28 protein-coding genes and 1 pseudogene are annotated in these 25,735 nt (G+C 59.8%); 14 read left to right on the top strand and 15 right to left on the bottom strand.

The features are described 5' to 3' along the window. Positions 1-52: 52 nt before the first annotated feature. The 3 genes from rpoZ to PSH64_RS29405 form a co-directional block, all read right to left on the bottom strand. Complete coding sequence (gene rpoZ, locus PSH64_RS29415) at positions 53-316, bottom strand: DNA-directed RNA polymerase subunit omega (RefSeq protein ID WP_003177259.1); 264 nt, start codon at positions 314-316, stop codon at positions 53-55. 167 nt (positions 317-483) lie between these two features. Then, positions 484-1,104 (bottom strand): guanylate kinase, encoded by a 621-nt coding sequence (gene gmk, locus PSH64_RS29410; RefSeq protein ID WP_105342298.1) that lies wholly within the window; start codon positions 1,102-1,104, stop codon positions 484-486. 12 nt (positions 1,105-1,116) lie between these two features. After that, on the bottom strand, positions 1,117-1,980 hold the full coding sequence (locus PSH64_RS29405) for a YicC/YloC family endoribonuclease (protein ID WP_105342297.1): 864 nt from the start codon (positions 1,978-1,980) through the stop codon (positions 1,117-1,119). A 268-nt stretch (positions 1,981-2,248) separates the two neighbouring features. Between PSH64_RS29405 and rph the strand changes: the two genes are divergently transcribed. Both rph and PSH64_RS29395 read left to right on the top strand, forming a co-directional pair. After that, entirely contained in the window at positions 2,249-2,971 is a 723-nt protein-coding gene (gene rph / locus PSH64_RS29400) for a ribonuclease PH (RefSeq protein ID WP_007934600.1), read from the top strand. Between the two features lie 30 nt (positions 2,972-3,001). Continuing rightward, complete coding sequence (locus PSH64_RS29395) at positions 3,002-3,370, top strand: DUF4870 domain-containing protein (protein WP_105342294.1); 369 nt, start codon at positions 3,002-3,004, stop codon at positions 3,368-3,370. Positions 3,371-3,565: 195 nt separating this feature from the next. Here the strand turns inward: PSH64_RS29395 and PSH64_RS29390 are convergent, their stop codons facing one another. Further along, positions 3,566-4,345, bottom strand: coding sequence for an exodeoxyribonuclease III (locus PSH64_RS29390; protein ID WP_007934608.1), 780 nt, complete (start codon positions 4,343-4,345; stop codon positions 3,566-3,568). A gap of 82 nt (positions 4,346-4,427) precedes the next feature. On the opposite strand from PSH64_RS29390, the gene pyrE reads away from it, so the two are divergent. Further along, a complete protein-coding gene (pyrE, locus tag PSH64_RS29385; RefSeq protein ID WP_018927484.1) occupies positions 4,428-5,072 on the top strand; it encodes an orotate phosphoribosyltransferase in 645 nt (214 codons plus the stop codon). 122 nt (positions 5,073-5,194) lie between these two features. Here the strand turns inward: pyrE and PSH64_RS29380 are convergent, their stop codons facing one another. The 3 genes and pseudogenes from PSH64_RS29380 to PSH64_RS29370 all read right to left on the bottom strand — a co-directional run. Beyond that, positions 5,195-5,455: a hypothetical protein gene (locus PSH64_RS29380; protein WP_305479379.1), complete on the bottom strand. Its 261-nt coding sequence runs from the start codon at positions 5,453-5,455 to the stop codon at positions 5,195-5,197. Positions 5,456-5,651: 196 nt separating this feature from the next. Further along, positions 5,652-6,557: an acetylglutamate kinase gene (gene argB / locus PSH64_RS29375; protein ID WP_105342289.1), complete on the bottom strand. Its 906-nt coding sequence runs from the start codon at positions 6,555-6,557 to the stop codon at positions 5,652-5,654. A gap of 25 nt (positions 6,558-6,582) precedes the next feature. After that, positions 6,583-7,959: pseudogene (locus tag PSH64_RS29370) on the bottom strand (phosphomannomutase/phosphoglucomutase); the annotation flags it as partial. Between the two features lie 39 nt (positions 7,960-7,998). Here PSH64_RS29370 and PSH64_RS29365 point away from each other — a divergent pair. Further along, entirely contained in the window at positions 7,999-8,166 is a 168-nt protein-coding gene (locus tag PSH64_RS29365) for a hypothetical protein (RefSeq protein WP_305479378.1), read from the top strand. Positions 8,167-8,242: 76 nt separating this feature from the next. Here the strand turns inward: PSH64_RS29365 and dut are convergent, their stop codons facing one another. Then, on the bottom strand, positions 8,243-8,698 hold the full coding sequence (dut, locus tag PSH64_RS29360; protein ID WP_305479377.1) for a dUTP diphosphatase: 456 nt from the start codon (positions 8,696-8,698) through the stop codon (positions 8,243-8,245). Between the two features lie 5 nt (positions 8,699-8,703). Then, a complete protein-coding gene (coaBC, locus tag PSH64_RS29355) occupies positions 8,704-9,912 on the bottom strand; it encodes a bifunctional phosphopantothenoylcysteine decarboxylase/phosphopantothenate--cysteine ligase CoaBC (RefSeq protein ID WP_105342283.1) in 1,209 nt (402 codons plus the stop codon). 135 nt (positions 9,913-10,047) lie between these two features. Here coaBC and radC point away from each other — a divergent pair, with 135 nt between their 5' ends. Beyond that, positions 10,048-10,722, top strand: coding sequence for a DNA repair protein RadC (gene radC / locus PSH64_RS29350; protein WP_105342279.1), 675 nt, complete (start codon positions 10,048-10,050; stop codon positions 10,720-10,722). Between the two features lie 66 nt (positions 10,723-10,788). Here the strand turns inward: radC and PSH64_RS29345 are convergent, their stop codons facing one another. Beyond that, positions 10,789-12,375 carry an ABC transporter substrate-binding protein gene (locus PSH64_RS29345; RefSeq protein WP_105342277.1) on the bottom strand — a complete coding sequence of 529 codons (1,587 nt, stop codon included), beginning with the start codon at positions 12,373-12,375 and terminating at the stop codon, positions 10,789-10,791. Positions 12,376-12,822: 447 nt separating this feature from the next. On the opposite strand from PSH64_RS29345, the gene rpmB reads away from it, so the two are divergent. Together rpmB and rpmG are read left to right on the top strand one after the other, a co-directional pair. After that, a complete protein-coding gene (gene rpmB / locus PSH64_RS29340) occupies positions 12,823-13,056 on the top strand; it encodes a 50S ribosomal protein L28 (protein ID WP_034147715.1) in 234 nt (77 codons plus the stop codon). An 11-nt stretch (positions 13,057-13,067) separates the two neighbouring features. After that, positions 13,068-13,223 (top strand): 50S ribosomal protein L33, encoded by a 156-nt coding sequence (gene rpmG, locus PSH64_RS29335; RefSeq protein WP_007894709.1) that lies wholly within the window; start codon positions 13,068-13,070, stop codon positions 13,221-13,223. Between the two features lie 191 nt (positions 13,224-13,414). Here the strand turns inward: rpmG and PSH64_RS29330 are convergent, their stop codons facing one another. Beyond that, a complete protein-coding gene (locus tag PSH64_RS29330) occupies positions 13,415-13,777 on the bottom strand; it encodes a cupin domain-containing protein (protein WP_105342275.1) in 363 nt (120 codons plus the stop codon). Positions 13,778-14,002: 225 nt separating this feature from the next. Between PSH64_RS29330 and PSH64_RS29325 the strand changes: the two genes are divergently transcribed. Then, a complete protein-coding gene (locus tag PSH64_RS29325) occupies positions 14,003-15,496 on the top strand; it encodes an aldehyde dehydrogenase (protein ID WP_105342273.1) in 1,494 nt (497 codons plus the stop codon). Between the two features lie 163 nt (positions 15,497-15,659). After that, a complete protein-coding gene (locus PSH64_RS29320; protein WP_105342271.1) occupies positions 15,660-16,802 on the top strand; it encodes an MFS transporter in 1,143 nt (380 codons plus the stop codon). A 16-nt stretch (positions 16,803-16,818) separates the two neighbouring features. Here PSH64_RS29320 and PSH64_RS29315 read toward each other — a convergent pair whose 3' ends face one another. Both PSH64_RS29315 and PSH64_RS29310 read right to left on the bottom strand, forming a co-directional pair. Next, entirely contained in the window at positions 16,819-18,399 is a 1,581-nt protein-coding gene (locus PSH64_RS29315; RefSeq protein WP_305479376.1) for a phospholipase D family protein, read from the bottom strand. Positions 18,400-18,455: 56 nt separating this feature from the next. Continuing rightward, positions 18,456-19,877, bottom strand: a complete 1,422-nt coding sequence (locus PSH64_RS29310; RefSeq protein ID WP_105342268.1) for a PLP-dependent aminotransferase family protein — start codon at positions 19,875-19,877, stop codon at positions 18,456-18,458. A gap of 179 nt (positions 19,878-20,056) precedes the next feature. On the opposite strand from PSH64_RS29310, the gene PSH64_RS29305 reads away from it, so the two are divergent. Further along, the gene (locus PSH64_RS29305) at positions 20,057-20,302 is read left to right on the top strand and encodes a DUF1127 domain-containing protein (RefSeq protein WP_105342266.1); all 246 of its coding nucleotides are present in this window, start codon (positions 20,057-20,059) and stop codon (positions 20,300-20,302) included. Between the two features lie 143 nt (positions 20,303-20,445). Here the strand turns inward: PSH64_RS29305 and PSH64_RS29300 are convergent, their stop codons facing one another. Further along, positions 20,446-21,759, bottom strand: coding sequence for an FAD-binding oxidoreductase (locus PSH64_RS29300; RefSeq protein WP_105342264.1), 1,314 nt, complete (start codon positions 21,757-21,759; stop codon positions 20,446-20,448). Positions 21,760-21,906: 147 nt separating this feature from the next. Here PSH64_RS29300 and PSH64_RS29295 point away from each other — a divergent pair, with 147 nt between their 5' ends. Beyond that, positions 21,907-22,260 (top strand): YkgJ family cysteine cluster protein, encoded by a 354-nt coding sequence (locus PSH64_RS29295; protein WP_007934627.1) that lies wholly within the window; start codon positions 21,907-21,909, stop codon positions 22,258-22,260. A 3-nt stretch (positions 22,261-22,263) separates the two neighbouring features. Here the strand turns inward: PSH64_RS29295 and PSH64_RS29290 are convergent, their stop codons facing one another. Beyond that, the gene (locus tag PSH64_RS29290; RefSeq protein ID WP_003177284.1) at positions 22,264-22,752 is read right to left on the bottom strand and encodes an Lrp/AsnC ligand binding domain-containing protein; all 489 of its coding nucleotides are present in this window, start codon (positions 22,750-22,752) and stop codon (positions 22,264-22,266) included. Positions 22,753-22,908: 156 nt separating this feature from the next. On the opposite strand from PSH64_RS29290, the gene dadA reads away from it, so the two are divergent. The 3 genes from dadA to alr all read left to right on the top strand — a co-directional run bounded on the left by dadA (position 22,909) and on the right by alr (position 25,708). Further along, positions 22,909-24,213, top strand: coding sequence for a D-amino acid dehydrogenase (gene dadA / locus PSH64_RS29285; RefSeq protein ID WP_105342774.1), 1,305 nt, complete (start codon positions 22,909-22,911; stop codon positions 24,211-24,213). Continuing rightward, positions 24,185-24,538 carry a RidA family protein gene (locus tag PSH64_RS29280; RefSeq protein WP_305479375.1) on the top strand — a complete coding sequence of 118 codons (354 nt, stop codon included), beginning with the start codon at positions 24,185-24,187 and terminating at the stop codon, positions 24,536-24,538. Before dadA ends, PSH64_RS29280 begins: the two co-directional genes overlap by 29 nt. Positions 24,539-24,634: 96 nt before the next feature. Continuing rightward, positions 24,635-25,708, top strand: coding sequence for an alanine racemase (gene alr, locus PSH64_RS29275; RefSeq protein ID WP_105342260.1), 1,074 nt, complete (start codon positions 24,635-24,637; stop codon positions 25,706-25,708). Positions 25,709-25,735: the final 27 nt, after the last annotated feature.

Here is a 25,735-nt window from a genome sequence, read left to right as displayed (position 1 = left end):
TTCCTGCCGTTTGCTATGACCCCGCGCCGTGCTACGTCGACCAGGCATGGCCTTATACTGCCTCGTTGGACTCGTCCTCGAACGCTGCGAACAGCGGTTCGTCTTCGACGATTTCAGCGTTGGCGATGAACTCGTAGCTCATCAGGCCTTCAGCGATTTCACGCAGCGCTACAACTGTAGGCTTGTCGTTTTCCCACTGAACCAGGGGCTCTTTGCCGCCGGTGGCCAGTTGACGGGCACGCTTGGTAGAGAGCATGACCAGCTCAAAGCGGTTTTCCACGTGTTCTAGGCAGTCTTCAACGGTTACGCGGGCCATGGTATTCCTCGGAGCGAATGCAATATGCGCGCTGCCCGGTTGGGCGAGCGGACTCAACAGTTTAAAAAATCACCAGCGATTAGGGAAGCGCTGATTTTTTGACCAGGCTCTTCAACGCGCTATAAGTGCCAATGTAAAGCCCTTGCAGCGGTTTTGGGAAGAGCTGTTTAGCCGAGCAATTCAGCCAATAATTTGCCGTGACGCTGCTGCTGACGCTTCTGATGCAGCTGATTGGCGCGGAAAATCGCCTGCAAATCGCGCAACGCGTGGGCGAAATCGTCGTTGATGATCAGGTAGTCGTAGTCGACATAGTGGCTCATCTCACTGACGGCTTCGCGCATCCGGCCTTCGATGATCTCGTCGCTGTCCTGGCCGCGATTGGTCAGGCGCTGGTGCAGGGCCTCCAGGGACGGCGGCAGAATGAAGATCGAACGGGCCTGGGGCATCAATTTGCGCACTTGCTCCGCACCCTGCCAGTCAATTTCCAGAATCAGGTCGTGGCCTTCGTCCAGGGTCTGCTGCAGGTGGCTTTGCGAAGTGCCATAGAGGTTGCCGAACACTTCGGCGCGCTCGAGGAAATCTCCGTGCTCGATCATCTTCACGAACTCGCTGCGTTCGACGAAGTGATAGTTCACGCCATTCACTTCACCCGGGCGCATGGCGCGGGTGGTGTGGGAGACCGAGACGCGGATCTCCTGATCAGCGTCGGTCAGGGCTTTGACCAGGCTGCTCTTGCCCGCGCCCGAAGGTGCGGAAATGATGTACAGGGTGCCGGTACTGTGGGTCATGTCAGGTTTGCCTTACTCAATATTCTGCACTTGTTCGCGCATTTGCTCGATCAACACCTTGAGGTTGACCGCCGCTTGGGTGCTGCGCGGGTCGAAGGCTTTGGAGCCCAGTGTATTGGCTTCGCGGTTGAGCTCCTGCATCAGGAAGTCCAGGCGCCGGCCGGCAGCGCCGCCGGATTTGAGTACCCGGCGAACTTCGATGATGTGAGTACTCAGGCGATCCAGTTCTTCGGCGACGTCGCTCTTTTGCGCGAGCATGACCATTTCCTGCTCCAGGCGCTGCGGGTCGAGGTCGGCCTTCATGTCGGTGAAGCGGTCGAGGACCTTCTGGCGCTGGGTGGCGAGCATCTGCGGGACCAGTTCGCGCAGGATCACCACATCTTCTTCGATGGACGTCAGGCGCTCGTTGATCAACCGCGCCAGCTCCGCGCCTTCGCGCTCGCGGCCGGCCTTGAGTTCTTTCAGGCCTTGGTTGAACAGCGTCAGGGCTTCGGCATTCAGCGCTTGCGGGTCGGCGGCGTCGGCCACCAGCACGCCGGGCCAGGCCAGGACTTCCAGCGGGTTCAGCGCGGCCGGGTTCTTGATCAGGCTGGCGACGGTCTCGGCGGCAGCGACCAATTGCGCGGCGCGCTCGCGGTCCACTTGCAGCGGTTTGCCAGTGTTTTCTTCGGTGAAACGCAGGGTGCATTCGAGCTTGCCCCGGGACAGTTCCTGGCGCAGGGCCTCGCGGACCGCGCCTTCGAGGTCGCGGAAAGATTCCGGCAGACGCAGGTGGGGTTCCAGGTAGCGGCTGTTGACCGAGCGCAGCTCCCAGCTCAGGGTGCCCTGGACACCGGCTTTCTCGACGCGGGCGAAAGCGGTCATGCTGTGCACCATGAAGGTACCTCGCAATGCAGGTCGGCGCGTAACCCATGGTTCGCGGACCCGCTATCTGTGAATTAAAGCCGACAGGCAGCAAAGGCGCAGGATTGTAGCGCAGTGACGCGGATGCGCCCAATCACACGCTGTGACAATGAGCTGCAGGCCGTCGGCTACGCTCTGTTCAGGGGCTTCGATCGTCGGGCGATTTTTTTAGAAGTGCCCACTTGCGGCCCACGGCTCTATAATGCTCGGCAGTTTTCCGTCCCCCGTACAGGTAATCCCTATGAAACGTCCAAGTGGTCGCGCTGCCGATCAGCTCCGCTCGATCCGCATTACCCGCAACTACACCAAACACGCCGAGGGATCTGTACTGGTCGAGTTCGGTGATACCAAGGTCATCTGCACCGTCAGCGTCGAGAACGGCGTGCCGCGTTTCCTCAAGGGGCAGGGCCAGGGCTGGTTGACCGCTGAATACGGCATGTTGCCGCGCGCCACCGGTGAGCGTAACCAGCGTGAAGCGAGCCGCGGCAAGCAAGGCGGTCGCACTCTGGAGATCCAGCGTCTGATCGGTCGTTCGCTGCGCGCTGCGCTGGACATGTCCAAGCTGGGCGACGTCACCCTGTACGTCGACTGCGACGTGATCCAGGCTGACGGCGGCACCCGCACCGCGTCAATCACCGGTGCCATGGTTGCACTGGTCGACGCCTTGAAAGTGATCAAGAAGCGCGGCGGCCTCAAAGGTGGCGACCCGCTCAAGCAAATGATCGCTGCCGTTTCGGTGGGCATGTACCAGGGCGAGCCTGTGCTTGACCTCGACTACCTGGAAGACTCGGCTGCCGAGACTGACCTCAACGTGGTGATGACCAGCACTGGTGGTTTCATCGAAGTCCAGGGCACTGCCGAAGGCGCACCGTTCCAGCCGGAAGAGCTGAACGCAATGCTGGCACTGGCGAAGAAAGGCATGATCGAGATTTTCGAACTGCAGAAAGCTGCACTGGCTGACTGATTGTTTTGACGTCCGGCAAAGGAGAGCGCCATGAGTGATGAACAGCAGTTGCTTCCCACCCCGAGCTCCGAGGCTCGCCAGTGGGCGATGTTTTGTCACCTCTCGGCGTTTCTCGGTGTCTGGTTTCCGTTCGGTCACCTGATCGGGCCGCTGATACTCTGGCAGTGGAAGCGTGAAGCCGACCCGTTCATCGATGCCCAAGGCAAAGAAGCGCTGAACTTTCAGATCACCGTGGCCCTGGTCTCGGGCATCTGTTACCTGCTGATGCTGGTGTTGATCGGCTTTGCGTTGCTGCCGTTGGTGCTGATCGGGGCGATGGTGCTGTGCATCATTGCCGGGCTCAAGGCCAATGACGGGGTGCCTTACCGCTATCCCTTCACCTGGCGGCTGGTGAAATAAGCGGCGACACGCCCCCCCTGTGGGAGCGGGCTTGCTCGCGAAGAGGCCGTCACATTCAGCGTTGATGTGACTGGCCGACCGCTTTCGCGAGCAAGCCCGTTCCTGCATTAGATAATCAGCGTATCTAGTCCTGAAACCGGCGCGCACAAAAAAGCCGACAGCGATGTCGGCTTTTTTTCATCCGCGAGAAGACGCTTAGATAGTCAGCGTCCAGTCGTAGTCCACGATCAGCGGTGCGTGCTGCGAGAACCGTGGCTGACGTGGCAGGCGTGCGCTGCGTACGAAGCGGCGCAGGCCAGGGGTCAGCAGCTGGTAGTCGAAACGCCAGCCCAGGTTGAGCATTTCCGCCTGTTCGTTGTCCGGCCACCAGCTGTACTGGTCGCCTTCGCGGCTGACTTCGCGCAGGGCATCGACATAACCCATGTTGCCGACAATCTCGTCCATCCAGGCACGTTCAGGTGCCAGGAAGCCCGGGGATTGCTGGCTGTCGCGCCAGTTCTTGATATCCAGCTTCTGTTGCGCCACGTACAGCGAGCCACAATAAATGTACTCGCGACGTTTGCGCCGCTGTTTATCCAGATAACGGGCGAAGTCGTCCATTAGCTTGAACTTCTGGTTCAAGTCTTCATCGCCGTTCTGCCCCGAAGGGAGCAGCAAGGTCGCGATGCTGACCTTGTCGAAATCGGCTTGCAGGTAACGCCCGTAGCGGTCGGCCGTCTCGAAGCCGAGACCGCTGATGACAGCCTTCGGTTGCAACCGCGAGTACAAAGCCACGCCACCTTGGGCGGGAACTTCGGCTTCGCAGGCATAAAGGAAGTAGCCATCCAGTTGGAAGGCTGGATCGTCCAGTTCAAAGGCGGAGGCACGGGTGTCCTGCAGGCAGATGACGTCGGCATTCTGTGCTTGCAGCCAACTGAGCAAACCACGCTCGACTGCAGCCTGAATACCATTGACGTTCACACTGATGATCCGCATAAGTGGCCCCAAAAATCGCGTGCGGGTATGATACACGGCGTCTACCTAATTAGCTAAATCCGTGGTATTTGGGGTTTTTTTCATGCAAGCGTATCAACGCGATTTCATTCGTTTTGCCATCGATCGCGGCGTTTTGCGCTTCGGTGAGTTCACCCTGAAGTCCGGGCGCACCAGTCCATACTTCTTCAATGCCGGCCTGTTCAACTCAGGGAAGGCCCTGGCGCAGTTGGGCCGTTTCTACGCGGCAGCCATCGTCGAGAGCGGTATTTCCTTCGACGTACTGTTCGGCCCGGCCTACAAAGGCATCCCGTTGGCGGCAGCCACCGCCGTGGCGCTGGCCGAACATCACGACCGTGACCTGCCATGGTGCTTCAACCGCAAGGAAGCCAAGGCCCACGGCGAAGGCGGCAGCCTGGTCGGCGCGCCATTGACCGGTGACGTGCTGATTATCGACGACGTGATCACCGCCGGCACCGCCATCCGCGAAGTGATGCAGATCATCGCTTCCCAGGACGGCGCCAAAGCCGCCGGTGTGCTGATTGCCCTGAACCGTCAGGAGCGTGGCAACGGCGAATTGTCGGCTATCCAGGAAGTGGAGCGTGACTTCGGCATTCCGGTGATCAGCATCGTTTCGCTGAACCAGGTGCTCGAATTCCTGGCTGACGATCCGCAGCTCAAGCAACATTTGCCTGCTGTAGAAGCCTATCGCGCCCAGTTCGGCGTGTAACTACGCTGTGATCCCTGTGGGAGCGGGGTTGCCCGCTCCCACAGGGATCACAGGTAACAAAAGACCCCGTTCAGTAATCTGAGCGGGGTCTTCTGTTTATGTATGGCCCAGTTTCACCAGGATTATTTTTTGCTGGTACTGCTGAATGTCTCGGCCTTTTTGATCCCGGTGGGCTTATTCGTTTTCTCTGGGTACGGATCAGCCACAGCATCGCCCTGGCCAGTCAGAATTCTCCAACCATGGCGGGTGTGAGCAGTTTTGCGAAATTGCGGGCACGGCGGCATCGAAGTTTTCGCCTGGTTCGAATATTCATGACCGCAATCGACGCAGACATAGGTGCCAGGTGAAACATCACTGCCGTAAGGGACGTAGTCTTTTTGCATGGTCAATCTCCTGTGAGTACAGAGAAGATCCTATGCAGATGGCTTCCTTCGTGATGTCGGACGTTTCGCCCAATCAGGTCAGGCATTTCCTGCGCGCATAAAAAAGATCGCAGCCTTCATCAACTCCTACAGGCTTTTCGTACATCCGAAAATCCGTGGGAGCTGACGAAGGCTGCGATCTTTTTAACGTTTTGAATCAGTGACGCTTGCGATTGCTGATCAAGGTGCCCACACCGGTATCGGTGAAGATCTCAAGCAGAATTGCATTCGGCACCCGACCATCGATGATCAACGAGCTGCCCACGCCGCCCTGTACCGCTTCCAGCGCGCAACGGATCTTCGGCAGCATGCCGCCGTAGATGGTGCCATCGGCGATCAGCTCGTCGACTTGTTGGGTGCTCAGGCCGGTCAGGACTTTGCCGCTCTTGTCCATCAGGCCGGCGATGTTGGTCAGCAGCATCAGCTTTTCAGCTTTCAGTGCCTCGGCCACTTTACCGGCTACCAGATCGGCGTTGATGTTGTACGACTCGCCATTGGCACCCACGCCGATCGGCGCGATCACCGGAATGAAGTCGCCTTTGACCAGCAGGTTCAGCAGGTCGGTGTTGATCCCGACCACTTCGCCGACGTGGCCGATATCGATGATTTCCGGCTGGGTCATCTCCGGGGTCTGACGGGTGACAGTGAGCTTTTTCGCGCGAATCAGCTCGGCGTCTTTACCGGTCAGGCCGATGGCGCTGCCGCCATGACGGTTGATCAGATTGACGATGTCCTTGTTCACCTGGCCGCCGAGGACCATTTCCACGACGTCCATGGTCTGCGCGTCAGTCACGCGCATGCCATCGATGAAGTGGCTCTCGATCGACAGGCGCTTGAGCAGGTCGCCGATTTGCGGGCCGCCGCCGTGAACCACCACCGGGTTGATGCCCACGGCTTTCATCAGCACGATGTCGCGGGCGAAGCCGGTTTTCAGCTCCTCGCTTTCCATCGCGTTGCCGCCGTATTTGATCACCAGCGTCTTGCCGACATAGCGGCGAATGTAAGGCAGCGCTTCGGACAGGACCTTGGCGGTGTTGGCGGCGGCTTCGCGTTCGAGGGTCATTCAGGGCTCCGGGTGCTTCAATAGATCAAAACGGTAATTGGAGATCAGGTGCAACGCGCTTCAGCTGGACGTGGAACACATCCTTGATGCGCTGCAATTCAGCCTCGTCATCGGCCTCGAAGCGCAGTACCAGCACCGGTGTGGTGTTGGAGGCGCGAACCAGGCCCCAGCCTTTGGCATAGTCGACTCGCACGCCGTCAATGGTGGTCAGGTCGGCGCCTTCACCCCACTGTGCGTCATGCAGTGCATCAATGATGCTGAATTTGCTCTCTTCGGTCACATGGATATTGATTTCCGGCGTAGAAATATCGTTCGGGAAGGTCGCGAACAACTCTTCCGCGGTGGATTTCTCTTTGCTGAGGATCTCCAGCAGCCGCGCGGCGCTGTAAATGCCGTCGTCGAAACCGAACCAGCGCTCCTTGAAGAAGATATGCCCGCTCATTTCGCCGGCCAACAGGGCGCCGGATTGTTTCATTTTCTTTTTGATCAGCGAGTGACCTGTTTTCCACATCAGCGGACGACCGCCATATTCCTTGATCAGCGGGATCAGGCGGCGGGTGCATTTGACGTCGAAGATGATTTCCGCGTCGGGGTTGCGTGCTACCACATCTTTGGCGAACAGCATCAGCAGGCGGTCCGGGAACACGACGCTGCCGGTGTTGGTGACCACGCCCACGCGGTCGCCATCGCCGTCGAAGGCCAGGCCCAGGTCAGCGTTGGTTTCCTTGACCTTGGCGATCAGGTCTACCAGGTTTTCCAGCTTGCCCGGGTCCGGGTGATGGTTCGGGAAGTTGCCATCGACATCGCAGAACAGCGGGATGACTTCGCAGTTCAGGGCTTCGATCAGTTGCGGGGCAATCACGCCGGCCGCGCCGTTACCGCAATCGACCACCACTTTCAGGCGGCGGGCGAGTTTGATGTCCTGGACGATTTCGGTGTTGTAGCGGTCGAGAATCTCGACCTTGGTGATGCTGCCCTTGCCGCTGCTCAGGTTGTTGGTCTTGAGGCGGTCGTGCAGGGCCTGGATTTGTTCGTTGGCCAGGGTATCGCCAGCAATGACGATCTTGAAGCCGTTGTAGTTCGACGGATTGTGGCTGCCGGTGAGCATCACCCCGGATTTGCCGGCCAGTACGTTGGCGGCGTAGTACAGCGCAGGGGTTGGTACCAGGCCGACGTCGCTGACGTGGCAGCCGCTGTCGGCCAGGCCCTGGATCAATTGTTCCACCAGTTCCGGGCCGGACAGGCGACCGTCGCGGCCGACTGACACATTGGGTTCGCCCTGGGCCAGGCTCTGGGAGCCGATGGCGCGGCCGAGCCAATAAGCGGTTTCAGCGTTCAAGAATTCCGGGACGGTGCCACGAATGTCGTAGGCGCGGAAAATGCTGTCGGGGAACTTGGGTGCGACTTGGGCTGGGGTGCTCATCTGTAGGAATGCTCCATCTTGAAAGTGGCTGGACCTGCCGGCGAAAAACTCGTCGGCGGGCTCAAACTGAAGGGTATGACGGTGTTTTCCACCGAGAGTTCGTGGTGTGAAAAGGCCATGCCATCAACATCGGCGGGCAATTGGTCGGCCAATGCCTTGATTTTCAGTGGTAAACCTTCCAGATGACGTCTGTGCAATTTTCATCCTTAAAATGCAGAGGGCAGGTCAGGCCAGGCGGCGCTCCCAGCCTGAATGCCGATAATCAGTGGCTGCCGGAGTGGCCGAACCCGCCGGTGCCGCGCTGGGTTTCGACGAACTCTTCGACCATTTCAAAATGCGCTTGAACCACCGGCACCAGCACCAATTGGGCCAGGCGTTCGCCGACAACGATGTTGAAATCGGTCTGGCCACGGTTCCAGCACGACACCATCAGCGGGCCCTGGTAATCGGAGTCGATCAGGCCGACCAGGTTGCCGAGCACGATGCCGTGTTTATGGCCCAGGCCTGAGCGCGGCAGAATCAAGGCCGCCAGGCCCGGGTCGCCGATGTATACCGACAGGCCGGTAGGGATCAGCAGGGTTTCGCCCGGCTTGATGATGGTGTCTTTTTCCAGCATGGCGCGCAGGTCGAGGCCGGCGGAGCCGGGCGTGGCGTACTGCGGCAGCGGAAATTCGCTGCCGATGCGTGGGTCGAGGATCTTGGCTTGCAAAGCGTGCATGTAAATTAAACCTGGTTCAGACGTTCGGCGATAAAAGTGATCAGCTGGCGGGCAATCTTGCCTTTGCTGGTCTGGGCAAAAATAGTGGCGTGCAATTCCCGGTCGATCACGCTGCAGGCGTTTTCTTCGCTGTTGAAGCCAATACTCGGGTTGGCGACGTCGTTGGCGACGATCAGATCGAGGTTCTTGTCTTTCAACTTGCGGGCAGCGTAGTCGAGCAGGTGTTCGGTTTCGGCGGCAAAGCCGACACTGAACGGACGGTCGGGACGGGTGGCGATGGTGGCCAGGATGTCTGGGTTGCGCACCATCTGTAGCAACAAGCCGTCGCCGCTTGTAGGGTCTTTCTTGAGTTTCTGTGGGGCCACGACTTCCGGGCGGTAGTCCGCGACCGCTGCCGAGGCGATAAACAGGTCGCAAGGAATCGCGGCTTCACAAGCGGCGAGCATGTCGCGGGCGCTGACCACGTCGATGCGCGTGACGCGATCCGGGGTCGGCAGGTGCACGGGGCCGGTGATCAGGGTCACGCGGGCGCCGGCTTCTACCGCGGCTTCGGCCAGGGCAAAGCCCATTTTGCCGGAGCTGTGGTTGGTGATGTAGCGCACCGGGTCGATGTTTTCCTGGGTCGGACCAGCGGTGATCAGCACATGTTTGCCGGTCAGCGCCAGACGCTGGAAGCAGTCTGCCGCGCACAGGGCGAGGTCGGTGGCTTCGAGCATGCGGCCCATGCCGACATCGCCGCAGGCCTGGCTGCCGGAGGCCGGGCCGAAGACTTTGAGGTCGCGACTTTCGAGGGTCTGCAGGTTGGCCTGGGTCGCCGGGTCGCGCCACATGGCCTGATTCATCGCCGGCGCCACGGCGACGATTGCGTCGGTGGCCAGCACCAGCGTGGTCAGCAGGTCGTCGGCAATGCCTTGGGCCAGGCGAGCGATCAGGTCCGCGGTGGCGGGGGCGATCAATACCAGGTCGGCCCATTTGGCCAGTTCGATGTGGCCCATGGCGGCTTCGGCCGCCGGGTCCAGCAGGTCCAGGTGGACCGGGTGCCCGGACAGGGCCTGCATGGTCAGCGGGGTAATGAATTCGCTGCCGCCACGGGTCATGACCACGCGCACTTCGGCGCCCTGGTCGATCAGGCGGCGAACCAGCTCGGCGCTCTTGTAGGCAGCAATGCCGCCGCCGACGCCCAGAACGATGCGTTTCCGATACAGCCGCTGCATAGGTCTGCCTTTCATTTCGTTGATGACTGCATGGCGATACCCCCTCCCCAGGGGTGAAATCGCCCGCAAAAAAGATGGGCTACGATATCACAGCGACCGCTACGGAACAGCGGCGCCCACTTACATGGAGGTGTTATGAGCATTCGCGATTGGCCAGCGGCGGAGCGACCGCGGGAGAGGTTACTTGAGTTGGGTTCGGCGAGTCTTTCGGACGCCGAGTTGCTAGCGATTTTTTTACGTACCGGTGTATCGGGTAAAAGTGCAGTAGATCTGGCACGGCATCTGTTGAGTCAGTTTGGCAGCCTGCGTTCACTGCTCGAAGCCGATCAAACTGCGTTCAGCAGGCAATTGGGGCTCGGGCCGGCGAAATTCGCTCAGTTGCAAGCGGCACAGGAAATGGGCAGGCGGCATTTAGCCGAACGTGCGCGCCAGAAATCGGCACTGGAAAATCCGCAGGCGGTTCGTGATTACCTGAAGTCGATGCTGCGCCACGAGCCTCACGAGGTATTCGGTTGTCTGTTTTTGGATTCAAAACATCAAGTGCTGACCTTTGAAGTGCTGTTTCGCGGCTCCATCGACAGTACCAGTGTCTATCCAAGACAAGTGGTTAAACGCGCTTTGGCCCACAACGCCGCAGCGTTGATCCTCTGCCACAACCATCCGTCGGGTAACTCCAACCCCAGTCAAGCCGACCGGATGCTGACCAAGCGCCTGCAAGAAGCGCTGGACCTGATCGATGTGCGGGTGCTCGACCATTTCATCGTCGGTGAAGGCGATCCGTTGTCCATGGCCGAGTACGGGTGGATGTGAAGGGGAAAGGCTAGATGAGTCCCTGTGGGAGCGAGCCTGCTCCCACAGCTTTTGTGGCGACGCTGATTACTTGAAGTTGACCTTGGAGTAATCCTGCCGGCCAAACGGGCTGACCTGATAACCCTCGACGTCCTTGCGCGTCAGGGCGAAGGCGGTCGGGTGAGCCAGCGGCAGCCACAACGCCTGTTGCTGGATCTGCGCCTGGGCCTGCTCGTAGAGCTTGGTGCGTACACCTTGCTCGCCAGTGGTCTTGCCGGCGCTGATCAGCTTGTCCAGGTCCTGGTTGCAGTAGCGGGCGAAGTTGGTGCCGGATTTGATCCCCGCGCAGGAAAACTGCGGCGTGAGGAAGTTGTCCGGGTCACCGTTGTCACCGGCCCAGCCCATGAACAGCAGGTCATGTTCGCCGGCCTTGGCGCGGCGAATCAGCTCGCCCCATTCGATCACACGGATTTCGGCTTGAATGCCGATTTCCGCCAGGTCGGACTGAAGCAATTGCGCGCCGAGGCTCGGATTGGGGTTCAGCAGGCTGCCGGAAGGGCGGGTCCAGATGGTGGTCTGGAAGCCATTCTTGAGCCCAGCCTTGGCCATCAGCGCCCGGGCTTTCTCGACATCGTGAGGGTAGCCCGGCAAATTCCTGGCGTAGCTCCAGGTATTGGGCGGGTAGGGCCCATTGGCAGGCTCGGCGGTGTCTTCGAATACCGCTTTGACGTAGTTGGCCTTGTCGAACGCGAGGTTGATTGCCTGGCGCACCTCTGGTTTGTCCAGCGGCGGATGCTGGCTGTTGATGCCGACGAATGCGGTCATGAAGGCGTCAGTCTTTTCTACCTTCAGGGTCGGTTCCTGCTTCGCAGCCTGTACGTCCAGCGGTTTGGGTGACAGGGCGATCTGGCACTCGTTGCGGCGCAGTTTCTGCAAACGCACGTTGGCGTCCGGGGTGATCGCGAAGATCAGCGGGTCCACCGATGGCTTGCCCTGGAAGTAGTCGCGGTTGGCCTTGTAGCGAATCGAGGCATCTTTCTGGAAGCGCGTGAAGATGAACGGGCCGCTGCCGATCGGCTGGCTGTTGAGCTTCTCCGGAGTGCCGGCCTTCATCAGTTGGTCGGCGTATTCGGCCGAATAGATCGAGGCGAAGCCCATGCTCAGGGTTGGCAGGAAAGTCGAATCCGGGTGATCGAGGGTGAAACGGATGGTGAGCGGGTCCAGGGCGTCGATTTTCTTGATCAGCGTCGGCAACTGCATTGACTGGGCGTGCGGGAAGCCGCTCTGGGCGACTTTGTGCCACGGGTTCGCCGGGTCGAGCATGCGGTCGAAGCTGAACTTCACGTCTTCGGCAGTCAGATCGCGCGTCGGGCTGAAGTACTCTGTGTGGTGAAATTTCACCTGCGGGTGCAATTTGAAGACGTAGGTCAGGCCATCGGGCGTGACTTCCCAACTGTCCGCGAGGCTGGCGACCACTTTGCCGCTGGCGGTGTCGAAGTCCACCAGGCGGTTCATCAGCACGTCGGCCGAGGCGTTGGTGGTGGTCAGCGAGTTGTATTGCACCACATCGAACCCTTCCGGGCTGGCCTCGGTGCAGACGCTCAGGGCGGCGGCATGGGCCAAGGGGCTCAGCAGAAGCGGGGCGAGCAACAGTGGTAGGGCAGCGAGGCGCATGGTCGGATTCCTTTACAGATCGAAGGCCCATCTGCAAGTGCAGTCTGGAAAAGGCTTACCCTAGTGGGCTCTTTTGCAAATGACTATCCCCTTTTTCATTTTCAGGGGAGTATGGGCGATTGTTTTCGGTGGGCGACGGTTGAGGAAAACCCTGAATTGGCCTGTTGGCCGATTCTCTGCGACGAGCGGTCGCTATCGGGCTTAGCCTTTGTCCAAGGCACTCGGCGCCCGAAAAACCGGGTTTTTATCAACTCAATGCACACCGGTTGTTGTTGCTCTCTGGTCTTTCTGGTATAAAGCAGCGCTCTTTTCTAGGGGCCCGGTTCCTTCGTTCGTAGGTGTAGCCGGTAAGACCCTTAAAGAAACGCGGCGCCTGGCGCCAAATGACTGAGAGATTAAGCGGCCAACCCATGCCGGGTTGGGCATGTGGTTTTAGAGGGCTGAGGCATGTCGAGAGTCTGTCAAGTTACCGGTAAGGGTCCGGTGACTGGGAATAACATTTCCCACGCAAACAACAAAACCCGTCGTCGTTTCCTGCCGAACCTGCAGCATCACCGCTTCTGGGTTGAAGAAGAGAAACGTTTCGTGCGTCTGCGCGTATCTGCCAAAGGCATGCGTATCATCGACAAGCGTGGCATCACTGCCGTGCTGGCCGAAATCCGCAAAGCCGGCAAGATCTAAGGGAGCTAATCATGCGTGAATTGATTCGTTTGATTTCGAGCGCCGGTACTGGTCACTTCTACACTACCGACAAGAACAAGCGCACTACTCCGGACAAAATCGAGATCAAGAAATTTGATCCGGTTGTTCGTAAGCACGTGATCTACAAAGAAGGCAAAATCAAGTAATTGATTTTTCCTCCTTACGAAAAAGGCCCGTATCGCGAGATACGGGCCTTTTTTGTTGCCTATAGATTTTGTATTGCCTGGACCGGCCTCTTCGCGAGCAAGCTCGCTCCCACATGGGATTTGTGAACGACGCAGAACCCATGTGGGAGCGGGCTTGCTCGCGAAGGGGCCGGCCGGGGCAGCACAAATCTTCAGGTCTTCTGTTCAAACACCACATAAATTTTGCGGCACGGTTCCAGCACTTCCCAGGTGCCTTTGAAACCGGCCGGAATCACGAAGCGATCGCCCACGCGCAGGGTCTTGGCGGCGCCGTCGTCATCGCGCAGCACTGAAACCCCCTGAACGATTTCGCAGTACTCGTGTTCGGTGTAGTTCACCCGCCACTGGCCGACTTCGCCTTCCCAAACGCCTGCGCTCATCTGGCCGCATGGGCTGTTGTAGTGGTTGTACACCGCTTGTTCAGGGTCGCCCTTGAGGACTTTGGCCGGGTCTGGCCGATAGCGATCGGGCTGGGTGGTGGCCTGACTGAAATCGACGATATCCTGAATGCTCATGCTGGTATTCCCCCGTGATTGCGGCGCGAGTCGGAAGTCTATGTTTATTAAAATGAACATCGCAAGGCCGTTTACCGGCCTTATGTCAAATATATTGAAACTTCACCTGCCGCTGGTTTAGGGTAACGGTTGCCTTGAGCCAAAAAGCAGGCTGGCCGGGCAGAATTCCTGACAGCACCCGCGAAGCGCGTGGGCGCTCGTATTCAATAAGAGGAGGACACTCGTATGACCACCCTGACTCGTGCCGACTGGGAACAACGGGCTCGCGATCTGAAGATCGAAGGCCGTGCCTACATCAATGGCGAATACACCGATGCAGTCTCCGGTGAAACGTTCGAGTGCATCAGCCCGGTCGATGGCCGCCTGCTGGGCAAGATTGCCAGCTGTGACGCCGCCGACGCCCAGCGTGCCGTGGAAAACGCCCGCGCCACTTTCAATTCCGGTGCCTGGTCGCGTCTGGCGCCGACCAAGCGCAAAGCCACCATGATTCGTTTTGCCGGCCTGCTGAAACAGCACGCCGAAGAGCTGGCCCTGCTTGAAACCCTGGACATGGGCAAGCCAATCAGCGATTCCCTGTACATCGACGTTCCCGGTGCGGCACAAGCCCTTAGCTGGAGCGGTGAGGCCATCGACAAGATCTACGACGAAGTCGCCGCCACCCCACACGATCAGCTGGGGCTGGTAACTCGCGAGCCGGTCGGCGTGGTCGGTGCGATCGTGCCGTGGAACTTCCCGTTGATGATGGCCTGCTGGAAGCTCGGCCCGGCGTTGTCCACCGGTAACTCGGTAATCCTCAAGCCTTCCGAAAAATCGCCACTGACGGCTATTCGTATTGCAGCGCTGGCAGTTGAAGCCGGCATCCCGAAAGGTGTGCTGAACGTGCTGCCGGGTTACGGTCATACCGTCGGCAAGGCCCTGGCCTTGCACAATGATGTCGACACCCTGGTGTTTACCGGTTCGACCAAGATCGCCAAGCAATTGTTGATCTATTCCGGCGAATCGAACATGAAGCGCGTCTGGCTCGAAGCCGGTGGCAAGAGCCCGAACATCGTGTTCGCCGATGCGCCAGACCTGCAAGCCGCCGCCGAATCGGCTGCCAGCGCCATTGCCTTCAACCAGGGTGAGGTCTGCACCGCCGGTTCGCGACTGCTGGTCGAGCGTTCGATCAAGGATAAATTCCTGCCGCTGGTGATCGAGGCCCTCAAGGCCTGGAAGCCGGGCAACCCGCTGGATCCTGCGACCAATGTCGGTGCACTGGTGGATACCCAGCAGATGAACACCGTGCTGTCCTACATCGAATCCGGTCACACTGATGGCGCCAAACTGGTGGCTGGCGGCAAGCGAATTCTTCAGGAAACCGGAGGCACCTACGTTGAGCCGACGATTTTCGACGGTGTCAGCAACGCGATGAAAATTGCCCAGGAAGAAATCTTTGGCCCGGTGTTGTCGGTGATCACCTTCGACACAGCCGAAGAAGCCGTTGCGATTGCCAACGACACCCCTTACGGCCTTGCGGCTGCGGTATGGACCACGGACATCTCCAAAGCCCACCTCACCGCCAAGGCATTGCGCGCTGGTAGCGTGTGGGTCAATCAGTACGATGGCGGTGATATGACTGCGCCGTTCGGTGGCTTCAAACAGTCCGGCAACGGTCGTGACAAATCGCTGCATGCGTTCGACAAATACACCGAGCTGAAGGCGACCTGGATCAAGTTGTAAGCCTGTGTGAACGACACAGATCCCCTGTGGGAGCGGGCTTGCTCGCGAAGGCGGTGTAACAGCCAACATTGAGGTTGGATGTGATGGCCTCTTCGCGAGCAAGCCCGCTCCCACATTGTTTTGTGTCGTCTGTAAAAAATAACAATCCACAGGAGTGTGGAACATGCGTTGGGCGACTTATTTCGCCGTGTTGGCGTCTGTCTTGAGTGTCGGCCTGGCTCTGGGTGTCAGCATGCCGTTGGTGTCGCTGCGTCTGGAAGGTTGGGGGTACGGTTCGTTCGCGATCGGCGTGATGGCGGCGATGCCGGCCATTGGCGTACTGCTGGGGGCAAAGATCTCCAGCCATCTCGCGGCCCGTCTCGGCACGGCCAATCTGATGCGCCTGTGCCTGTGGGGCGGGGCGGTGTCCATCGGTTTGCTGGCGTTGTGGCCGAGCTACCCGATCTGGCTGGTGCTGCGGTTGATGATCGGGGTAATCCTGACCCTCGTCTTCATCCTCGGTGAAAGCTGGATCAACCAACTGGTGGTCGAGCAATGGCGCGGGCGACTGGTGGCTCTGTATGGCAGCAGTTATGCGCTGAGTCAGCTGGCCGGGCCGCTACTGTTGGGTGCGTTGGGCACCGAGCACGATTACGGTTTCTGGGTGGGCGTCGGTTTGCTGATGACGTCACCGTTCCTGCTGCTGGGTCGTAGCGGCGCACCTACCAGTGAAGCCTGCAGTGTGACCCTCAGCGACTTGCTGAACTTCTGCCGTGGCCTGCCGGCAATTGCCTGGGCGGTGTCGCTGTTTGCCGCGTTCGAAGCGATGATTCTGACCTTGCTGCCGGTCTACTGCCTGCGTCAGGGTTTCACCACGGAGATCGCCCTGGCGATGGTCAGCACGGTGGTGGTGGGGGATGCCTTGCTGCAATTGCCGATTGGCGCACTGGCTGATCGCTTGTCGCGGCGTACATTGTTTACCGGCTGCGCGATGCTCTTGCTGCTGTCGAGCCTGGCAATTCCATTGCTGATCGATACGCTGTTGATCTGGCCGCTGTGGGTGTTGTTCGGCGCCAGCGCCGGTGGTTTGTTCACCTTGTCACTGATCTTGATCGGCGAGCGTTATCGCGACGATGCGCTGGTGCGGGCCAATGCCCATATCGCGCAGTTGTGGGGTATCGGTTGTCTGATCGGACCCTTGGCGGCCGGTGCCGGCAGCCAGTGGATCAGCGGGCATGCCTTGCCGTTGCTGATGGCGGCGGGCGCGTTGGGGCTGGTGATTCTGGTGTCGCGGCAAGGGGCGTTTGGCACGGTGCAGCCAGCATAGCTCCAGGTAATTCAAGCTACAGCATCCGCTCCAGGCCGACCATGCTGCTGAGCCATGAATTGAAATGCTGCCACCAACTTCCCGGTTCTTTGGTCAGTGTGTGCGGCTTGTCATCATCTTCAGTGGCCCAGACCATCTGGCCCTTTTCCAGTCGGACCTGATAGCTGAGAGGGGGCGCCATACCCTCCAGCGCCAATTCACGCACCCGTCCGGCGAGCTGTGGGTTGTCCACCAGTACTCCGACTTCGGTGTTCCACAGTACCGAGCGCGGGTCGAAATTGAACGAGCCGATGAAGGCTTTCTGTCGGTCGAATACCATCGCCTTGCTGTGCAGGCTGGAGTCGGAGCTACGGGAGGAGCTGCTCCCGCTGTGAAACAGGCTCGGTCCGCTGCCGCTGCCTCCAATGTCGCCGGGCTGGCGGCGTAATTCGAACAGCTGCACGCCATGCTCCAGCAAGGCTTTGCGATAAGGTGCGTAACCACCGTGCGTGGCCGGCACATCGGTAGCTTCCAGTGAATTGGTCAGCAAACTTATCGACACGCCGGCATCGGCGCGACCGGTCAGGTACACCAGGCCCGGTTGGGCGGGTACGATGTAGGGCGAGACCATGATCAACTCCTTGCTGACTCCATTGAGCTCGGGTGCCAACTGGGTGGACAGCTGCAAGTACGGAGCCGGCTCGCCGTCGGCCAGCACCTTGGTTGGTGCGTCCCACAGCGCCTGGTTCCAGGCCCAGATCAGCTCCTGGCGCCAGGTCTCCAGGCGAGGATGAGTGGTATAGGTCATCAACTGTTGGTAGAGCGTGTGATTCTGTTTGCGCGTTTCCTCCAGGGATTCGTCCAGTCGCGTCCGGGTATTTTCCAGGTCCTTGAGTGTCGGCCTGATCGAGAGAAACTGCTCGATCGGCTTGCTCAGAGCGCTGTTCCAATACTCGTCGAAGCTATGCCCCAGCTGCTGGGCAACCGGGCCGACGCTGAGCATGTCGATGTCGGTGAAATTACGGTTGGGCTCGGCATCGAAGTACTCGTCCCCCAGATTGCGCCCGCCAACGATTGCCACGCTATTGTCCGCCACCCACAGTTTGTTGTGCATGCGGCGATGTTGCTGCGACAGGTTGAACAGCCGGCCCATGGTGCGCGTCACGACGGTGCTGCGGCCCAGGTGCAGCGGGTTGAAGACGCGGATCTGAATCTTCGGATGGACAGCGAGGGTTGCGATGATCTGGTCCAGGCCATCGCTGGTGGTGTCGTCGAGAAGAATCCGCACCCGTACGCCGCGGTCGGCGGCCTTGAGCAGTTCGCTTATCAGTATCCGTGTGCTGATGCCGTCATGGACGATGTAGTACTGCAAGTCGAGGCTGCTTTGGGCATTTCGAATCAGCTCGGCGCGGGCGGTGAAGGCCTCGGTGCTATCGGATAGTAAGCGGAAGCCCGACTGACCCTGGTGGGGAGCGGCCTGGGCCTGGATCGAACGGCCGAAAGCAGAGTCGGCCGCCGGCAGGGCCTGGCTTGGTTCGCGAGGGATGTTGAGTGTCGTACAGCCACCCAGAAGTGAGGCGAGTAACAGAAGAGCAAGCAGGGGCTGTCTGATTCTCACGGCGCGTATTCCGGATGGTGGCGGATAGCATATGGACGCCGTATCCCGAAGAAAGGTCAGTCGGTTTCCGCCAGCAGTTTGATTGCTGTCGCGCCGACCTTGCGCACGGCTTCTTCAATCTGCGGGGTCGTTTTGGCAGCGTAGTTCATCCGCAGGCAGTTGCGGTATTTGCCCGAGGCGGAAAAGATGCTGCCGACGGCAATCTGCACACCTTGATCATGCAGGGCACGATTGAGTTTCAGGGTGTCGAAGCCCTCCGGCAGTTCGACCCACAGCATGAAGCTGCCTTGCGGACGGCTGGCGCGGGTACCGGCGGGGAAATAGCGGGTGACCCAATCGATCATCGCGTCGCGATTGCGCTGGTATTGCATACGCATCCGCCGTAAATGTGGTTCGAAGTGCCCGGCCTTGAGAAAATCGGCAATCGCAATCTGTGGTTGCGGCGCGGTTGAGCCGGTGCTGATGTATTTCATGTGCAGTACCCGTTCCAGATAACGGCCCGGTGCGACCCAGCCAATGCGCAGGCCCGGTGCCAGAGTCTTGGAAAAGGAACTGCAGAGCAGGACGCGGCCGTCTTCGTCAAAGGACTTGATCGTGCGCGGGCGTGGGTAGGTGTAGGCCAGTTCGCCATACACATCGTCCTCGATAATCGCCACGTCGAAACGCTGGGCGAGTGTCAGCAGCGCACGCTTTCGCGACTCCGGCATGATATAGCCCAGCGGGTTGTTGCAGTTGGGGGTCAACTGTATGGCTTTGATCGGCCATTGTTCCAACGCCAACTCCAACGCATCGAGGCTGATGCCGGTGAGCGGGTCGGTGGGGATTTCCAGGGCTTTCATGCCCAGACCCTTGAGCGTCTGCATGGCGCCGTGAAAGCTCGGCGAATCCACCGCCACAATGTCGCCGGACTCGCAGATGGCGCGGATGCTGGTGGACAGCGCTTCGTGGCAACCGGTGGTGATCACCAGATCGTTGGCGCTCAACTGACAGCCGGAATCGAGCATCAGGCGGGCGATTTGTTCGCGCAGTTCGAGGGTGCCGCAGATGTTGTCGTAATACAGGCCTCGCATGTCCTGCTGGCGGCTGATTCGCGCCAGGTTGCGCAGCAGCGGTTTCATGGTCGGCGAGGTGATGTCCGGCATGCCGCGGCCCAGTTGCACGACATCCTTGCGCGGCACGGCGCGAATCAGTTCCAGCACCTGATCCCACTGCGAAATATCCACCGGTCGTTGGGCGGGGCGGCCAACCACTGGCAGCTCCGGCAATTCGCGACTCACCGGTACGAAGTAGCCGGATTTGGGTTTGGGCATCGCCAGCCCCACGTCTTCCAGCACGCGATAGGCCTGCTGCACCGTGCTCAGGCTGACCCCGTGCTCGACACTCAGCGCCCGCACCGACGGTAGCCGGTCACCGGGGCGATAGAAGCCCTGTTCGATACGTGTGCCGAGCAACTCGGCGAGGTTGACGTAAAGGGTCATAGCGCAGTCTCGGTAAAGGTGATTCGGTTAACCAATACAGATTGGGCAAAAATAAGCGATTCAGAGACAGAAACAGAAAAACTGTATGGAATTAATAGAGCCCTGTTGGATCTGTAATGCTTTTTGCCGTCCGCGCATCATGAAAGCTCTGGCTACCCAAGTAAACAGGAGCGACGAAAATGAACGGCTTGAGCGATGTGCGGCTGACGTTACGCAGTCAGGAACTGGCGGCAGGGCAAAAGAACGGTGCGCGCGAGGCGGTCATGCGCAACGCCCCGTCCTGCCTGGGTCGCTGGGGTCTGTTCTGGCATCGTCTGCACACACGCAAGACGTTGCTGGAACTGACGCCGGAGCAACTCAAAGATGTCGGGTTGAGTTGGGAGCAGGCGCGGGAGGAGGGGCTCAAGCCTTTCTGGCGGATCTGAAATCTATGGCGTTCTTGCGGGCCTCATCGCGGGCAAGCCCGCTCCCACAGGGATTAGCGGTAAACACAATTTTTGTGAACGCCAGCGACCATTGTGGGACCGGGCTTGCCCGCGATGAGGCCCGCAAGAATGCAGCAAACCGATCAGATCAACTCTTTAAGACGATGCCAAAGCATCCCCAGCGCGAGCAGCGGCGAACGCAAATGTTTGCCACCCGGAAAGGTGATATGCGGCACCTTGGCAAACAGATCGAACCCGCCACTGTGCTGCCCGCTGATGGCCTCAGCCAATAATTTGCCCGCCAGGTGTGTGGCATTTACGCCGTGACCGGAATAGGCCTGGGCGTAATACACATTAGGCTGGTCCTTGAGTCGGCCGATCTGTGGCAGGCGATTGGCACCGATGCCGATCATTCCACCCCACTGATAATCGATTTTCACCCCGGCCAATTGCGGGAACACCCGCAGCATCTTCGGCCGCATATACGCGGCGATGTCTTTCGGATCATGTCCTGAATAATGGCAGGCGCCGCCGAACAGCAAGCGTCGGTCCGCCGAGAGACGGTAATAATCCAGCGCTACCCGTTGATCGCAGACCGCCATGTTCTGCGGCAACAGTGCGTGAGCCTGCTCTTCACTCAGTTGTTCGGTGGCGATGATGTAACTGCCGGCGGGCAGCACCTGGCCGCCAAGTTGCGGGTTGAGATCGTTGAGGTAGGCGTTGCACCCCAGCACCAGAGTCTTGGCGCGGACCGAGCCCAGGGCGGTGTGGACCTTGATCTCGGGGCCATAGTCGATGCGGGTTACGGCCGATTGCTCGAACAGTTTGGCGCCCAATTGCCGGGCGGCGGCCGCTTCGCCCAGTGCCAGATTCAGTGGGTGCAGATGCCCGGAGCCCATGTCGATCATGCCGCCGACGTAGCGATCGGAGCCCACCACACTGTGCATTTCGTTGGCTTGCAGCAGACGGGTTTCGTAACGATAGCCAAGGCTGTGCAGCTCGATGGCGTCTTCGGCGAAGCCTTCCAGGTCGTGGGCTTTGTTGGCGAGGTCACAGTAACCCCAGGTCAGGTCGCAAGGAATCTGAAAACGCTCGATCCGCTGTCGGACGATTTCCACCGCTTCCAGCCCCATCAGTTTCATCTGGCGTACGCCGTCTGTACCGATCACATTGGCGAACTGATCGAGGCCATGGCCGACGCCACGAATCAATTGCCCGCCATTGCGTCCGCTGGCACCCCAACCGATCTTGTGCGCTTCCAGCAACACCACGCGCAAGCCACGTTCGGCCAGTTCGAGCGCGGTATTCAACCCGGAGAACCCGCCGCCCACCACGCACACGTCCGCAACCCATTCACCTGTGAGCGCCGGAAGGTCGGGCTGCGGCAGGCTGCTGGCGGCATAGTAAGAGGCTACGTGCCGGTGGTCTGGGGCCGGTTGCTGAACGGGGGCGTTCATGGACGTCATCCTGATGCGTGTGTTTAAAAAAGTTGACGGAGCATAAGCCGCCGTTTCAGGCGCGAGCAACATCGGTCGGTTGGCGCTGTCTGGATTGAGGTTTTTGCGTCAGAATCCCGGTCTATTCCGCATTCGGTCACCGCTTCGATGAGCTGCAACAGTCAGAAAATCCGCACGCTGCGCCAGCAGATTCCCACCTTCGAGTGCGTGCCCGGCTGCCATGACTGCTGTGGGCCGGTGACCACCTCGCCCGAAGAAATGTCCCGCCTGCCGCGCAAGACCCGGGCCGAGCAGGACGCGGCGATGGATGAGCTCAATTGTGTCCATCTGGGCCCCAACGGCTGCACGGTATATGACGAACGACCGCTGATCTGCCGTCTGTTCGGTACTACCAAGACGTTGCCTTGCCCCAATGGGCGGCGGCCGGTGGAGCTGATTCACCCCCGGGTCGAGAAGCAGATCCACGAATACATGGCCAGTACCCGGCAGGTGTTGGTGTAGGGCTCAATCCGGAATCGGCAGACTCAAGCTCTCTTTCACTTCCTCCATCACGATATAGCTCTTGGATTCGCGCACATGCGGCAACTTGAGCAGGATGTCGCCCAGCAGTTTGCGGTACGAGGCCATTTCGGAAATCCGCGCTTTCACCAGATAATCGAAGTCACCTGACACCAAATGGCATTCCAGCACGTGGGGCAGTTTCAGTACCGCGCGTCGGAACTCTTCGAAAGTATCGCCGGATTTGTAGTCGAGGCTGATCTCGACGAACACCAACAGACTACCCTTGAGGTGCTGCGGATTCAGCCGGGCGTTGTAGCCCATGATGATCCCTTCGCGCTCCAGGCGCCGTACCCGTTCAGTGCAGGGGGTGGTGGAGAGGCCGACCTTTTCCCCCAGTTCGGTAAAGGAGATGCGCCCGTCCGCTTGCAGGATCCGCAGGATGTTACGGTCGATCTTGTCCAGCTCACGTTTGGTTTGAGTGTTGGTTCGCATAGGGGATGCGCCTCCGTGAAAAGGGTTTTTGCCGAGAATTGTCGCCAAATATAGGCACTTATATAGTGAAAAGCACTGCCTAATCTTTTTTAAACTGCCCACATCTTCGGTCTGCACAATAAACGTCAGCGGTAAGCCGCGATGAGGGATATGAAAATGCGCGTTCTGGTCTTGGGTAGCGGCGTTATCGGTACCGCCAGTGCCTATTATCTGGCACGAGCCGGTTTTGAAGTGACGGTCGTGGACCGTCAGCCAGCGCCGGCCATGGAAACCAGCTTCGCCAACGCCGGGCAGGTTTCGCCGGGTTATGCCTCGCCGTGGGCTGCGCCAGGCGTACCGCTCAAAGCCATCAAGTGGCTGTTGCAGCGTCACGCGCCATTGGCAATCAAGGCCACCGCCAATATCGACCAATACCTGTGGATGGCGCAGATGCTGCGCAACTGCACGGCCAGCCGCTACGCGGTGAACAAAGAGCGCATGGTGCGCCTGTCCGAGTACAGCCGCGACTGTCTCGACGAATTGCGCGCCGAAACCGGTATTGCCTACGAAGGCCGCAGCCTCGGTACTACCCAGCTGTTCCGCACCCAGGCGCAACTTGATGGGGCCGCCAAGGACATCGCCGTGCTGAAAGAGTCCGGCGTGCCGTTTGAACTGCTTGATCGCGCCGGCATTGCCCGGGTCGAACCGGCCCTGGCCAGCGTCACCGACATCCTCGCCGGTGCCTTGCGACTGCCGAACGACCAGACCGGCGACTGCCAGATATTCACCACCCGCCTGGCCGAAATGGCTGTGAAACTGGGTGTGGAATTCCGTTTCGGCCAGGACATCCAGCGCCTCGACTTCGCCGGTGATCGCATCAATGGTGTTTGGATCGACGGCAAGCTGGAAACCGCCGACCGTTATGTCCTGGCGCTGGGTAGCTACTCGCCGCAATTGCTCAAGCCGCTGGGCATCAGGGCGCCGGTGTATCCGCTCAAGGGTTACTCGCTGACTGTGCCGATCACCAACCCGGCGATGGCTCCGACGTCGACCATTCTCGACGAGACCTACAAGGTCGCGATCACCCGTTTCGACAACCGCATCCGCGTCGGTGGCATGGCGGAAATCGCCGGTTTTGACCTGTCGTTGAACCCGCGCCGACGCGAAACCCTGGAGATGATCGTCAACGACCTTTATCCTCAGGGCGGCAATCTGGCCGAGGCGAGTTTCTGGACCGGTCTGCGTCCGACCACCCCGGACGGCACGCCGATTGTTGGTGCCACGCCGTTCAAAAACCTGTTCTTGAACACGGGCCACGGCACACTTGGCTGGACCATGGCTTGTGGTTCCGGTCGCTTGCTGGCGGACTTGATGGCGAAAAGAACGCCACAGATCAGCGCCGAAGGCCTCGATATTTCCCGTTACGGCAACAAACTTCAGGAGTCTGCAAAACATGTCAATCCAGCGCCAGCTCACCAATGAGCGCATGAGCCAGATCGTTGTCCATAACGGCACGGTGTATCTGGCAGGGCAGGTCGGCGACGACATGAACGCCGGGATTGAACAACAGACCCGTGAAACTCTCGCCAACATCGAGCGTTTGCTGGATTTGGCCGGGACCGACAAAAACCGTCTGCTATCGGTGACGATTTATCTGAAAGACATCGATGCGCACTTCGCGGGCATGAACTCGGTGTGGGACCAGTGGCTGCCCAAAGGCGTTGCACCGGCCCGTGCCACGGTCGAATCGAAGCTGTGCGAGCCGCAAATCCTGGTCGAGCTGTCGGTTGTCGCCGCGCTGCCATAAATCAAGTTACAAAGATCCCTCTCCCGGTGCTGTTGGTGGTTGACGCTATCAGCCAGCGCCGGTTTTTTTCCAATGACCGACTAGAAGTCTGCTGCCATGCGTCCTGCCCGTGCCCTGATCGACCTTCAAGCCCTGCGTCACAACTACCGGATCGCTCGTGAAGTCACGGGTGCCCGTGCGCTCGCGGTGATCAAGGCCGATGCCTATGGCCATGGCGCCGTGCGTTGCGCCCAGGCGCTGGAAGCCGAGGCGGACGGGTTTGCCGTGGCCTGCATTGAGGAAGCCCTGGAGCTGCGCGCCGCCGGCATTCGTGCGCCGGTGTTGTTGCTGGAAGGTTTTTTCGAAGCCGATGAGTTGGCGCTGATCGTCGAACACGACTTCTGGTGCGTGGTGCACTCGCTGTGGCAGCTCGAAGCCATTGAAAAAGCCGCGCTGAGCAAACCGATCACGGTCTGGCTCAAGCTTGACTCGGGCATGCATCGGGTTGGCCTGCACCCGGCGGATTACCAGGCGGCCTATCAACGGCTGCTGGCCAGCGGCAAAGTGGCGAAGATCGTGCTGATGAGTCACTTCGCCCGCGCCGATGAGCTGCACTGCCAGGCCAGCGCCGAGCAGGTTGCGGTGTTCGAGGCGGCGCGTCAGGGGTTGTCGGCCGAAATCAGTCTGCGGAACTCGCCGGCGGTGCTCGGTTGGCCGCAGATTCCGAGCGATTGGGTGCGCCCCGGCATCATGCTCTATGGCGCGACGCCATTCGAAGAGGCCAATGCCGTGGCGTCCCGCCTGCAACCGGTGATGACCCTGGAATCGAAAGTGATTTGCGTGCGTGAACTGCCGGCCGGCGAGCCGATTGGCTACGGCGCGAAATTCGTCACCCCCAAGCCGATGCGTGTGGGTGTGGTGGCGATGGGGTATGCCGACGGCTATCCGCGCCAGGCCCCGAGCGGCACACCGGTGCTGGTGGCCGGGCAGCGTAGCCAGTTACTGGGCCGGGTATCGATGGACATGCTGTGCGTCGACCTGACCGACGTGCCTCAAGCCGGCCTAGGTTCACCCGTCGAGTTGTGGGGCAAAAATATCCTCGCCAGTGACGTCGCCGCCGCCGCGGGCACGATTCCTTACCAGATCTTCTGCAACCTGCGCCGGGTGCCGCTGCTCTATTCCGGGGCCTGACAAACAGCCTTCCCGACCGAAAGTCGC

It is taken from the genome of Pseudomonas sp. FP1742, assembly GCF_030687145.1.
In the GTDB taxonomy this organism is placed as follows: Bacteria; Pseudomonadota; Gammaproteobacteria; order Pseudomonadales; family Pseudomonadaceae; genus Aquipseudomonas; species Aquipseudomonas frederiksbergensis_D.
Note: the sequence above shows the minus strand (reverse complement) of the source record. Positions and strands in the feature narration are given on the sequence as shown.